Source organism: Streptomyces sp. NPDC088730 (genome assembly GCF_044751215.1).
Taxonomy (GTDB): domain Bacteria; phylum Actinomycetota; class Actinomycetes; order Streptomycetales; family Streptomycetaceae; genus Streptomyces.
Genome location: NZ_JBIVLK010000003.1, coordinates 653,159 through 665,665 on the forward strand (window position 1 = coordinate 653,159; position 12,507 = coordinate 665,665).

The 12,507-nt window shown below is 70.0% G+C and carries 11 protein-coding genes; 7 read left to right on the top strand and 4 right to left on the bottom strand.

The features are described 5' to 3' along the window. Window positions 1–91 precede the first annotated feature (91 nt). On the bottom strand, window positions 92–2,386 hold the full coding sequence (locus tag ACIP89_RS14750; RefSeq protein WP_401920943.1) for a transglycosylase domain-containing protein: 2,295 nt from the start codon (window positions 2,384–2,386) through the stop codon (window positions 92–94). Between the two features lie 222 nt (window positions 2,387–2,608). Between ACIP89_RS14750 and ACIP89_RS14755 the strand changes: the two genes are divergently transcribed. The 5 genes from ACIP89_RS14755 to ACIP89_RS14775 all read left to right on the top strand — a co-directional run bounded on the left by ACIP89_RS14755 (window position 2,609) and on the right by ACIP89_RS14775 (window position 7,525). Continuing rightward, window positions 2,609–3,580 (top strand): SPFH domain-containing protein, encoded by a 972-nt coding sequence (locus ACIP89_RS14755; protein ID WP_402115138.1) that lies wholly within the window; start codon window positions 2,609–2,611, stop codon window positions 3,578–3,580. Window positions 3,581–3,621: 41 nt separating this feature from the next. Then, window positions 3,622–3,810, top strand: coding sequence for a hypothetical protein (locus ACIP89_RS14760; RefSeq protein ID WP_402115226.1), 189 nt, complete (start codon window positions 3,622–3,624; stop codon window positions 3,808–3,810). 114 nt (window positions 3,811–3,924) lie between these two features. Then, window positions 3,925–4,449: a PadR family transcriptional regulator gene (locus ACIP89_RS14765; protein WP_390086823.1), complete on the top strand. Its 525-nt coding sequence runs from the start codon at window positions 3,925–3,927 to the stop codon at window positions 4,447–4,449. Then, window positions 4,446–5,132: an ABC transporter ATP-binding protein gene (locus ACIP89_RS14770; RefSeq protein ID WP_401920949.1), complete on the top strand. Its 687-nt coding sequence runs from the start codon at window positions 4,446–4,448 to the stop codon at window positions 5,130–5,132. Before ACIP89_RS14765 ends, ACIP89_RS14770 begins: the two co-directional genes overlap by 4 nt. Further along, window positions 5,129–7,525 (top strand): ABC transporter permease, encoded by a 2,397-nt coding sequence (locus ACIP89_RS14775; protein ID WP_402115140.1) that lies wholly within the window; start codon window positions 5,129–5,131, stop codon window positions 7,523–7,525. Before ACIP89_RS14770 ends, ACIP89_RS14775 begins: the two co-directional genes overlap by 4 nt. A gap of 28 nt (window positions 7,526–7,553) precedes the next feature. Here the strand turns inward: ACIP89_RS14775 and ACIP89_RS14780 are convergent, their stop codons facing one another. Then, window positions 7,554–8,519: a hydrogen peroxide-inducible genes activator gene (locus ACIP89_RS14780; protein WP_401920952.1), complete on the bottom strand. Its 966-nt coding sequence runs from the start codon at window positions 8,517–8,519 to the stop codon at window positions 7,554–7,556. Between the two features lie 132 nt (window positions 8,520–8,651). On the opposite strand from ACIP89_RS14780, the gene ACIP89_RS14785 reads away from it, so the two are divergent. Both ACIP89_RS14785 and ACIP89_RS14790 read left to right on the top strand, forming a co-directional pair. Then, window positions 8,652–9,206, top strand: a complete 555-nt coding sequence (locus ACIP89_RS14785) for a peroxiredoxin (RefSeq protein WP_073744729.1) — start codon at window positions 8,652–8,654, stop codon at window positions 9,204–9,206. A 12-nt stretch (window positions 9,207–9,218) separates the two neighbouring features. Continuing rightward, window positions 9,219–9,752, top strand: coding sequence for an alkyl hydroperoxide reductase (locus ACIP89_RS14790; protein ID WP_360453165.1), 534 nt, complete (start codon window positions 9,219–9,221; stop codon window positions 9,750–9,752). 107 nt (window positions 9,753–9,859) lie between these two features. Here ACIP89_RS14790 and ACIP89_RS14795 read toward each other — a convergent pair whose 3' ends face one another. Beyond that, window positions 9,860–11,275, bottom strand: a complete 1,416-nt coding sequence (locus tag ACIP89_RS14795; RefSeq protein ID WP_401920953.1) for an AI-2E family transporter — start codon at window positions 11,273–11,275, stop codon at window positions 9,860–9,862. 152 nt (window positions 11,276–11,427) lie between these two features. Next, a complete protein-coding gene (locus ACIP89_RS14800) occupies window positions 11,428–12,138 on the bottom strand; it encodes a transglycosylase SLT domain-containing protein (protein ID WP_401920954.1) in 711 nt (236 codons plus the stop codon). Window positions 12,139–12,507 lie beyond the last annotated feature (369 nt).

Below are 12,507 nucleotides of genomic sequence, written 5' to 3' on the forward strand. Positions count from 1 at the left end.
GGAGTGTCCGAACGCCGGAACGGGCGGTGTACGAGGAGGAATCCTCGTACACCGCCCGTTCCGGCGTTCCGGCGGCCGGTTCAGCGTGACGTCACTGCGTCAGGCTGTTGTCGCCGTTCGGCAGGTCGCCCCCGGGGTCCACCGGCGGCTCCGCCGAGTCGCTGGGGTCCGGATCGGTCGACGGATCGGGCGGCGGGTCGCTCGTCGGGTCGTCCGACGGGGAGGGCGGCGGCGTCGACGGGGACGTGCTCTCCTTCGGCGGCGAGGACGACGGGGGCGGGCTGGACGGCGTGTGCGAGGGCGTCGCGTCGTCCGAGGGCGAGGTGGACGAGCTCGGGGTGATGGACGGGCTCGGCGGGGTGACCGCGGCGCCCATGTCGGTGTCCAGGTCGAACTTGCCCGGGTCGCCCATCGCCTGGGCGGTGAAGCTCGCCCAGATGTCGGCGGGGAAGCCGCCGCCGTTGACCCGGCCGCCGCCGCCGGCGCCCTTCAGGGGCACCTGGGAGCCCTTGTTGATCTTCTTGCCGTCGTCGTCGCTGCGCGGGTAGGCGGCCTCGCCGAAGAGACCCACCGAAGTGACCAGGCGGGGGGTGTATCCGGTGAACCAGGCCGACTTGTTGTCGTCCGAGGTACCGGTCTTGCCCGCGATCTGCTGGTCGGACAGCCCCTCCGCGTTGCGCACCGCGTCGTGGGCCGTACCGTCGTCGACCACACCGGTCAGCACGGAGGTCACGGAGTCCGCGGCCTGGCGCTTGATGACCTGCTCACCGATCGCGTCGGGCAGCTCGATCGCTGACTCGCCCTGCTTCTGGGCCGACTTCACGATCTGCGGCGTGACCTTCTTGCCGTGGTTGTCGAGGGTCGCGTAGACCCCGGCCATCTCCATCGGGCTCGCGCCCATGGAGCCGAGGGTCTGGGCCGGCACCGCGTCCAGTCCCTTCACGTCCATGCCGAGCTTGCCCGCGGTCTGCATGACGCGGTCCATGCCGACGTCCACGCCCATCTGCGCGAAGACGGAGTTGATGGACTTGTTCATCGCGGTCTGGACGGTGACCTGGCCGTAGTCCGCGTCGTCCTCGTTCTCCGGCGCGAACGCGACGGTACTGCCCTTGACCGGGCGCTTGCTGGTGCCGTCGTAGCGGGTGTCCGCGGTGATCCGCTGGTTGTCCTGGGTCTGCGACTCCTGGTCGAGCGCCGCCGCGAGGATGACCGGCTTGAAGGTGGAGGCGGGCTGGTAGTCGCGCCGGGTGGCGTTGGAGATGTAGTGCTCGGTGAGCCCGCGTCCGCCGTACATGGCGAGCACTCCGCCGGTCTTCGGATCGACCGAGACGGCACCGGCCTGGACGTCCTGGTCGAGCTTGCGCCCCTTGGTGTCCAGCTTGTCGGTCAGCTTGGCCTTGACCGACTTCTCCAGCTCCTGCTGCTTCTTCCGGTCGATGTTGACGGTGATCGTCCAGCCGCCGGCGTCGAACTGCGCGTCGGTGATGTTCTCCTGCTTCTGCACCGCCGCACGCGCCGCGGCGACGATGTAGCCCTTCTGGCCGGAGAGGCCCTGTGCCGGCTTCGGCGTCTGCGGGATCTTGAACTTCATCCCCTGGCGCTCACCCGCGTCCAGCCAGTGCTGGTCGACCATGTTGTCCAGGACGTAGTTCCAGCGCTCCTTGACGAGCGCCTTCCCGTTGTCGCTGGCGACGGCCCAGTCGTACTGGCTCGGCGCCTGGAGCAGCGCGGCGAGGTAGGCGCCCTCGGCGACGTTCAGCTGCTTGGCGTCCTTGTTGTAGTACGCCTGTGCCGCGGCCTGGATGCCGTAGGCGCCGCGGCCGTAGTAGCTGGTGTTGATGTACCCGGCGAGGATCTCGCTCTTGCTCCGCTTCTGGTCGACCTTCAGCGAGATGACCAGCTCTTTGAGCTTCCGGGTGACCGTCTGGTCGGCGTCGAGGTAGTAGTTCTTGACGTACTGCTGGGTGATGGTCGAGCCACCCTGCTTGCCCTTGCCGGAAACGGTGTTGACCAGACCTCGGGCGGTGCCCTTGAAGTCGACGCCGTGATCGTCGTAGAAGGACTTGTTCTCCGCGGCCACGAAGGTCTTCTGGACGGCCTTGGGGACCTCGGCGAGGCTGACGATCTCCCGGTTGACCTGTCCCGTGCGGGCCAGCAGGGTGCCGTCGGAGTACTTGTAGACGTTGGACTGGAGCTTGGCCTGTGCGTTGCCTTCCGGCACCTGCACGACCATGTAGAGCACGGCGAACGCGCCCATGCCCAGCAGGCAGATGCCCAGAGCGGCGCCCAGTAGTTTTCGCCAGGTGAAGAGTCTGCGTATGCCGCCGCTCTTCACGGCCCGCCGCGACCCGCGCCGCTGGGCTCGTCGCGCATCCGCTCGACCCATTGCTGTGTTGCTCCCGTTTCTCTGCTCGACCGGATCAGCCCGGACCAGCCAGCTAACACCGTTGGCAAGGACAGAAAGCCAACGATCCACCCTTTTCCGGACGTGACAATCAGCACCCGCTCTCAAGGGAACCGACTCACGAGAGGTGCGCAGGGTTGCCACATCAGTTAATGTGTAATCACATTGCTAGCACTGCGCCAGCCCAGACAAACGGGGGATTCCATGACCGATCCGCACGTCCCGGCCACGCCCACCGCACCGTCGGCCGACCTCACGCCGGACGCGCCCCAGATGCCGGAACCGCAGGTCCGGGAGACGACGGCGCACAGCATCCCGGGCGGCATCGGCCTGCTGCTGACGGTGATCGGGGTGATCGTCGGCGTCGGTCTCGCCATCGTCGGCGGCATCGTCGGGTCGAACGGGAACAACGGCGTCGGCATCCCGGTCTGCATCCTCGGGGTGCTGCTCGCGATCGTCTCGTTCTTCTGCATGGGCGGTGTGAAGATGGTCGCACCGGGCGAGGCACGGGTCATCCAGCTCTTCGGCCGGTACGTGGGCACGATCCGCGCCGACGGTCTGCGCTGGATCAACCCGCTGACCTCCAGCCGCAAGATCTCCACCCGGGTCCGCAACCACGAGACCGCGGTCCTCAAGGTGAACGACGCCTACGGCAACCCGATCGAGTTGGCCGCGATCGTCGTCTGGAAGGTCGAGGACACCGCGCAGGCGCTCTTCGAGGTCGACGACTTCCTGGAGTTCGTCGCCACCCAGACCGAGTCGGCCGTCCGGCACATCGCGATCGAGTACCCGTACGACGCCCATGACGAGGGCGGCCTCTCGCTGCGGGGCAACGCGGAGGAGATCACCGAGAAGCTGGCCGTGGAGCTGACGGCGCGGGTGCAGGCCGCCGGCGTCCGGATCATCGAGTCCCGCTTCAGCCACCTCGCATACGCCCCCGAGATCGCCTCCGCGATGCTCCAGCGCCAGCAGGCGGGCGCCGTCGTCGCGGCCCGGCAGCAGATCGTGGAGGGCGCCGTGGGCATGGTCGAGATGGCGCTCACCCGGATCGCGGAGCAGGACATCGTCGAGCTCGACCCGGAGCGGAAGGCGGCCATGGTGAGCAATCTGATGGTGGTGCTGTGCGGTGACCGGGCGGTGCAGCCGGTCCTCAATACGGGCACGCTCTACCAGTGACCGAGCAATCGCCGCGGCGCGGGCCGCAACAGCGCAAGCAGATGCTGCTGCGGCTGGACCCGGCGGTACACGACGCGCTGGCGCGCTGGGCGTCGGACGAACTGCGCAGCGCGAACGCGCAGATCGAGTTCCTGCTGCGGCGGGCCCTCGCGGAGGCGGGGCGGCTGCCGGGCGGGGCGGCGCCGATCCGGCGCCGCGGGCGGCCGCCGAAGAGCCCCGACCAGGAGTGACCCCCCGGGGGCCCGGACACCCGGGTCCCCGGTTCCGGATCGCGGCACGGCCCCCGACGCCGGCGGAACAGCCGGTATACACAGCAGGTATACACGCCGTGTACAGTGCTCCGCATGTCTATCGGCCACACCCTGCTCGGGCTCCTTGAGTCCGGCCCCCGCCATGGTTACGACCTCAAGCGGACGTTCGACGAGAAGTTCGGTCACGACCGCCCGCTGCATTACGGACAGGTCTACTCGACCATGTCCCGGCTCCTCAAGAACGGCCTCGTGGAGGTCGACGGCGTGGAGGCCGGCGGCGGCCCCGAGCGCAAGCGCTACGCCATCACCGACGCCGGCATCACCGATGTCGCCGCCTGGCTGGCGCAGCCGGAGAAGCCGGAGCCGTACCTCCAGTCGACCCTGTACACCAAGGTCGTGCTGGCCATGCTCACCGGCCGCAGCGCCGCCGACGTGCTGGACGCCCAGCGCTCTGAGCACCTGCGCCTGATGCGCATCCTCACCGACCGCAAGCGGCGGGGCGACCTCGCCGACCAGCTGATCTGCGATCACGCCCTGTTCCACCTGGAAGCGGATCTGCGCTGGCTGGAACTGACCGCCGCACGGCTCGACAAGCTCGCGGAGGTGGTGGCCCCGTGACCCCCGCCGGCTCCCTGCTCACCGCACACGACCTGCACAAGACCTACGGCTCGACCCCGGCACTGGACGGCGCCTCCTTCTCCGTCCACCCCGGCGAGGTCGTCGCCGTGATGGGCCCCTCCGGCTCCGGCAAGTCCACCCTGCTGCACTGCCTCGCCGGAATCATCACCCCCGACTCCGGCACCATCACCTACGCCGGCCGCGAGCTGTCCACGATGTCCGACGCGCAGCGCAGCGCCCTGCGCCGCAGCGAGTTCGGCTTCGTGTTCCAGTTCGGCCAGCTCGTCCCCGAGCTGACCTGCGTGGAGAACGTGGCCCTGCCGCTCCGGCTGAACGGCACCCGGCGCAAGGCCGCGGAGCGCACCGCCCTGGAGTGGATGGAGCGGCTGGAGGTCGACGACCTCGGCGCCAAACGCCCCGGCGAGGTGTCCGGCGGCCAGGGCCAACGCGTCGCCGTGGCCCGTGCGCTGGCCGCCTCCCCGAAGGTGATCTTCGCGGACGAGCCGACCGGCGCCCTGGACTCCCTCAACGGTGAGCGCGTCATGCAGCTGCTCACCGAGGCGGCCAGGTCCACCGGTGTCGCCGTGGTCCTGGTGACCCACGAGGCCCGGGTCGCCGCCTACTCCGACCGCGATGTCACCGTGCGCGACGGCCGGGCCCGCGACATGGAGCACGCCGTATGACGCTGCTCGACGAGAAGAGGACCCCGGCGGGACCGGTGCCCGCTCCGGAAGCCCCCTCCCGCACCGCTCCCTGGCTGCGCGATCTCGCGCTCGGCATCAGGTTCGCCGCCGCCGGCGGCCGCGAGGGCTGGGTCCGCACCCTGCTCACCGCCGTCGGCGTGGGAATCGGCGTGGCCCTGCTGCTCACCGCGGCCTCCGTGCCGCACATGCTCGACGAACGGTCCGCCCGGGACCAGGCCCGCTCCGAGACCAAGGTCTCCGACTCCCCCGACGTCTCGGCGAAGAAGTCCGACAGCTCGGTCCTGCGGATCGAGGCGAGCACCGAGTTCCGCGACCGCTCCATCACCGGCTTCCTGATGCGTCCCGACGGCGCCCACCCCGTCGTCCCGCCGGGCGTCACCGCCCTCCCCGGCCCCGGCGAGATGGTGGTCTCCCCCGCGCTCGAAGAGCTCCTCGGCGACCCGGGCAGCGCGCTGCTCAGGGAGCGGCTGCCGTACAAGGTGACCGGCACGATCGCGGACGCGGGGCTGCGCTCGCCCAACGAACTGTGGTTCTACGCCGGCAGTGACACCCTGACCAGCGCGTCGGGCGGCCACCGGGTCGCCGGGTACGGCGACCCGGGACCGTCCGATCCGCTGCCCCCGATGCTCATCGTGCTGGTCATCATGATCTGCGTGGTGCTGCTGGCCCCGGTGGCCATCTTCATCGCCACCGCCGTGCGCTTCGGCGGCGACCGCCGCGACCGCCGGCTCGCCGCCCTGCGCCTGGTCGGTACGGACATCCGGATGACCCGCCGGATCGCGGCCGGTGAGGCGCTCTTCGGCTCGGTGCTCGGCCTTCTCATCGGGCTCGCCGTATTCCTGGTGGGGCGCCAGTTCGTCGGCCACATCGAGGTCTGGGACGCCAGCGCCTTCCCCTCCGACCTGGCCCCCGACGCCCGGCTGTGTGTGGTGATCGCCCTCGCGGTACCGCTCACCGCGGTGCTCGTCACCCTGGGAGCCATGCGCTCCGTGGTCATCGAGCCGCTCGGCGTCGTACGCAACAGCCGGGGCGGCAAGCGCCGCCTCTGGTGGCGGCTGCTGCTTCCGGTCGCCGGACTCGCGGTCTTCGGGCTCTCCGGCAAGGTCGATGAGTACAGCCCCGTCAACCCGTATCCGGTCGCCGGAGGCGCGGTGCTGGTCCTGGTCGGCCTCGCCCTGCTCCTGCCCTGGCTGGTCGAGGCCTGCGTCAAGCGGCTGCGCGGCGGACCGGTTCCCTGGCAGCTGGCCACCCGGCGGCTCCAGCTGAGCAGCGGGGCGGCCTCCCGCGCGGTCAGCGGCGTCACCGTCGCCGTGGCCGGTGCGGTGGCCCTGCAGATGCTGTTCGCCGCGATGAACGACGACTTCAACAGGATCACCGGCCAGGACCCGTCCCGCGCCCAGTTCTACAGCACCTCCGAGATCGTCAGAGGCGACGCCGCCCTGCACAGCATCAAGGCGTTCCGCGCCACCAGGGGTGTCGTCCAGGTCATCGGCACGGTCGAGGCGTACGCGACCAAGCCGGGGAAGTACAAGCCCGACGACATCCAGCCCACCACCTCGTTCACCGTCGGGGACTGCGCGACCCTGCGTGAGCTGGCCCGGATGACGTCCTGCCGGGACGGCGACACCTTCGTCTCCCACCCCGAGGACAAGGGACAGGCGGACTGGGTCGACAAGACCGCCCGCAAGGGCAAGGCGATCGAGTTCGACTCCTACGGCAGTGGCAAGAAGCTGCGCTGGACGCTGCCGGCCGACTCCCGGACCGTCCCGGCCCGGACCGACCCGATGGGCGAGGAACACTCGGGCATCCTGGTCACTCCGGGCGCGGTCGACGCACGGACCCTGCCGGGAGCCTCGACCGTCTCACAGATCCGCATCGACGAGGATGTCCCGGACGCCGCCGAGTACGTACGCAACACAGCGGCGCGGCTCGACCCCGGCATGCGTCTGGTCACCCTGAACTCGGTGGAGCGCGACCGGCAGTACGCGAGCATCCAGACCGGTCTGCAGGTCGGCGCGACCGCCACGCTGCTGCTGATCGCCGCGTCCATGCTGGTCTCCCAGCTGGAGCAGCTGCGTGAGCGCAAGCGGCTGCTGTCGGTCCTGGTCGCCTTCGGCACCCGGCGGACCACGCTGGGCTGGTCGGTGCTGTGGCAGACCGCGGTCCCGGTGGTCATCGGGCTCGCGGTGGCGGTGGCGGGCGGTCTCGCCCTCGGCGCCACCCTGTGCTGGATGGTCGGCAAGCAGGTGACCGGCTGGTGGCTGTTCCTGCCGCTGGCGGGCGCGGGCGCGGCCCTCATCCTCGTGGTCACCCTGCTCTCCCTGCCGGCCCTGTGGCGCTTGATGCGCCCGGAGGGGCTGCGGAGCGAGTAGCACCCGCGACGGCCGGCCGGACCCGTGATCAGGTCCGGCCGGCCGTCGCCACGCGTACCGGCAGCGCCGCCATCGCCCCGCGCAGCGCCGCCGCGAACTCCTCGAACTCCTCGTGCCGGGCCGCCCCCGTCCGCATGCCGAGGGCCACCCGCCGGGCGGGCGCAGGCTCCGCGAAGTACCCGGTGGTGAGCGCCTCGTTGCGGGCGGTCTCGACCGTCACCGCGGTGCGCGGCAGCAGCGTCACCCCGAGCCCGCCGGCCACGAGCTGCACCAGGGTGGAGAGCCCGGCGGCGGTCGTGGTGACCGGCGCGCCCTCGGTACGGCCCGCCTCCCGGCAGATGTCGAGCGCCTGGTCGCGCAGGCAGTGCCCCTCGTCGAGCAGCAGCAGCGGCAGCTCCCTGAGCGCCTCGCGCGGGATGTCGGCCCGCCCGCCGAGCCAGTGGCTGCGCTCCATGACCAGGACGAAGTCCTCCTCGAAGAGCGGGAGTTCGCTCACCCCCGGCACCCCGAGCGGCACCGCGAGCAGCAGCAGGTCGAGCCGGCCCGCCGCCAGCCCCTCCAGCAGCGAGGAGGTCTGCTCCTCGTGCACCTGGAGGTCGAGGTCCGGGTAGCGCTCATGGACCAGCCGCAGCACGGTCGGCAGCAGGTACGGGGCGACGGTCGGGATCACGCCGAGCCTGAGCACCCCGGTGAACGGTGCCCGCACCGCCTCGGCCTCCTCCATCAGCTCGCCGACGGCCTCCAGCACGGCGCGGGCCCGCACCGCGAGCCGCTCCCCGGCGGGCGAGAGCAGTACCTTGCGCGTCGTACGCTCGATGAGCTGGACACCCAGTGCCTCCTCCAGTGCGGACACGGCCCCGGAGAGCGCGGGCTGACTCATCCCGATTGCTGCCGCCGCGTCCCGGAAGTGCAGATGCTCCGCCACGGCGGTGAAGGCGCGCAGCTGCGAGAGGCTGGGCTGTTTGGGCCGGTTGCCCTGGTTCCCGTGTGCCACTGATAGGCACCTCCGATCATCCCGACCGAGTGTAGCTATTTCCGCGATCAATGCACTCTGTGCCAAGGTGGGGACCGTCCAACCCTCAGGAACTCCCCCAAAAAGGGAATTCCTACGCTGCAAGGAGAGCGCGTGCTCACTGTCGGTGACAAGTTCCCCGAGTTCGACCTGACCGCTTGTGTTTCGCTGGAGAGCGGCAAGGAGTTCGAGCAGATCAACCACAAGACCTACGAGGGTCAGTGGAAGATCGTCTTCGCGTGGCCGAAGGACTTCACGTTCGTCTGCCCCACGGAGATCGCCGCGTTCGGCAAGCTGAACGAGGAGTTCGCCGACCGCGACGCCCAGATCCTCGGCTTCTCCGGTGACTCCGAGTTCGTGCACCACGCCTGGCGCAAGGACCACCCGGACCTGACCGACCTGCCTTTCCCGATGCTGGCCGACTCGAAGCACGAGCTCATGCGTGACCTCGGCATCGAGGGCGAGGACGGCTTCGCGCAGCGCGCCGTCTTCATCGTCGACCAGAACAACGAGATCCAGTTCACGATGGTGACCGCCGGTTCCGTGGGCCGTAACCCCAAGGAGGTCCTGCGGGTCCTCGACGCCCTGCAGACCGACGAGCTGTGCCCCTGCAACTGGACCAAGGGCGAGAACACCCTGGACCCGGTCGCGCTCCTCTCGGGCGAGTGAGCTGACACCGATATGGCACTCGACGAACTGAAGGCCGCCGTTCCGGACTTCGCCAAGGACCTGAAGCTGAACCTCGGTTCGGTCATCGGGAACAGCGAACTGCCGCAGCAGCAGCTCTGGGGCACCGTCCTCGCCTGCGCGATCGCCTCGCGCTCGCCGAAGGTGCTGCGCGAGCTGGAGCCGGAGGCGAAGGCCAGCCTCTCCGCGGAGGCGTACACCGCCGCGAAGTCGGCCGCCGCCATCATGGCGATGAACAACGTCTTCTACCGGACCCGGCACCTGCTGTCGGACCCCGAGTACGGGAACCTCCGCGCGGGCCTGCGGATGAACGTGATCGGCAAGCCGGGTGTGGAGAAGGTCGACTTCGAGCTGTGGTCGCTCGCCGTCTCGGCGATCAACGGCTGCGGCCAGTGCCTGGACTCCCACGAGCAGGTGCTGCGCAAGGCCGGCGTGGACCGTGAGACCATTCAGGAAGCCGTCAAGATCGCCTCGGTGATCCAGGCGGTCGGCGTGACGCTTGAGGCCGAGGCCGTCCTCGCGGAGTAGCGCCGGCAGTACCCGCAGACGAGAAGGGCCCCGAGGACGACCGACCGTCCCCGGGGCCCTTCTTATGTGCCGGCCCACTCCTGAGCCGGCCCTTCTCGTGCGCCGGCTCAGACTTCCTTCCGCGCGTCCGCCACCGGCTCCTCCTGGCCGTTGCCGTCGTCGCCGGTCTCCTCCGGCGGCGATCCGGGGGCCGGGGTCGGCGCGGCGTCCAGGGCGGTCGCGCCGTGCGGCGGCGGCGAGTGGCGCCGGGACCCCTCCTGCCCGTACGCCCGCAGATAACCGACCACCGTATTGGTGACCGCGACCAGCGGCACCGCGACGACCGCTCCCCCGATGCCCGCGATCATGCCGCCCGCGGCGACCGAGAGCACCACCGCCAGCGGGTGCACGCGCACCGCGCGGCCCAGGATGAACGGCTGCAGGATGTGGCCCTCGATCTGCTGGACCGCGAGGACCACGACCAGCACCAGCAGTGCCGTGAACACGCCTTGGGTGACGAGGGCGACGACCACCGCCAGCGCCCCGGAGACCACCGCCCCGACGAGCGGGATGAAGGCGAACAGGAAGATGAAGACGGCCAGCGGTACGGCCAGCGGCACGTTGAGGAAGTAGATCCCGAGGCCGATGAAGATCGCGTCGATCAGCGCGACGATGACCGTGCCCCGCACATAGGCGGTCAGCGTGCGCCAGGCGCGCGGACCCGCTCCGGCGACACCCGGCCGCGCCTGCGCGGGCACGAGCTTCAGCACCCAGAGCCAGATGCGCTTGCCGTCGTACAGCAGGAAGAGCGTGGAGAACATCGCCAGCAGCATTCCGGTGAGGAACTCCACCATCACGGTGACGCCCTGGAGTCCGGCCGAGGTGATCGCCTCTGTGTTGGTGCCGACGGTGTCGCTGAGGTTCTTCGCGACGTCGTTGATCTGCTTTTCGGTGACGTGGAACGGGCTGTCCAGCAGCCAGTTCTTCAGGTCCGCGATACCGGTCTGGACCTGGTCGGACAGCGAGTCCAGGTTGTCCATCACCTGCCACACCACGAACCAGCCGACCAGGCCCATGATCACGAAGCCCAGGATCGCGGTGCCCGCCGTGGCGAGCCCGCGCGGCAGCCCGGCCCGCCTCAGCCGCTCGACCGTCGGCTGGAGCATCGCGGTGACGAGCAGTGCGGCGGCGAAGGCCAGCACCACCAGCTGCACCGCGCTGATGACCCGCATGAGCACCCACAGGGTGCCCGCGAGGACCAGCAGCCGCCAGCCCGCCTCGGCGGCGACCCGCATCCCCCAGGGGATCGCCGCGACCGGATCGGGGCGCGCGGCGACGTCGGGGGCGTACGCGGGGGGCGGCGGCACATGGTCCCCTGCGCCCGGCTCGGCCCCGCTGCCCGGCTCCGCGCCGGTCGTCACCGACGAGGCGCGCCCGGGTGTGTCGTGCTCGTCGTCGGCCTCGGCGCGACGCTCCTCCAGGCGCTCACCGATTTTGGTGAGTTCAGCCCCCAGTTGTCCGAGCCATCCCGGAAGTTTTGACATAACGGTTCCTCTACCCCCGTCCGCTCTCCCCACCGCTCCCCCCGGGAACGGTTCCGCACGACCGTACATGCGCGAAGCCCCTCACCGTAGGACGGCGAGGGGCTTCGCGGGGTTGCGACGGAACCGGCGAGGGCTCCAGGTCGGGCAACTCCCTAGTACGACTGGTGCTGCAGCCAGAAGGACCAGGCACCGCACGGGCTGCCGTAGCGGCCGTTCATGTAGCTGAGGCCCCACTTGATCTGTGTGGCCGGGTTGGTCTGCCAGTCGGCACCGGCGGACGCCATCTTCGAACCGGGGTACGCCTGGACGAGGCCGTAGGCGCCGGAGGACGGGTTGGTCGCCCGGTAGTTCCAGGTCGACTCGTGGTTCACGATGTTGCTGAAGCACTGGAACTGGTCGGCGGGCACGATCTGCCGCGCCATCGCCTGGATCTCGGCCACCGAGTAGGAACCCTGGACGGCGAAGGTGCTGGCGCTGCGGACCTCGGAGCGGCTGGCGCGCTCAGCCTTCTCCTGGCGCTCCTTCTCCTGGCGCTCCTTCTCCAGCTTGTCCTCGGCCGCCTGCTTCTTGGTCTTGGCGTCCTTGGCGGCCTGGATACGAGCCGATTCCTCCGCGGACTTCTTCGCCGTCGCGTCGGCCGCGGACGCCTGGGCGTCTGCCTGCTGCGTCAGGGAAGCGGTCTGCACCTGGGCCTGCTGGCCCGCGGGGATGTCGGCGAGCAGCGTGGTGTCGGCTGCGGTGGCCTCGAAGTTGTTGTCGTCGACAGCAGGGGTACTGCCCGCTGCAACTCCCACGACGGCGCCTACGGTGGTTACCGCTGTGGCAGATGCCACGGCGAACCCCCGGACCGAGATCCGGCTCACACGGTGTCCTTCCAGCATCGCCCGCTTAGGTGACCTCGCGGGCGCAATCGTGCCCCTGACACTGGCCTCCCTACTGCTTGGGTCACGGGAGGCACGGGCCCGGTGGGCGACTCCCCGGAGGAAGCGCCGCGTGGTACTCGCGGGCGGCATACGGACGGCGGTTGTTGAGTTGTGCGGTGCGTTGCACCTCTGGTGGTGCGGGTGTGCCGTATGCGGGGCCTGACGGAAGCAAGACTCTGCCGGAACGGGACGCCACGAAGCAATTCTCTGTTGCGTGTGAAAGCTCACACCCCGTTTGGAGCAAGTGAATTACGGAATTGGCACCGCAACACGGTGCCGCCCGGCTAAGCTCCTTCGCTCGCCGGGCGG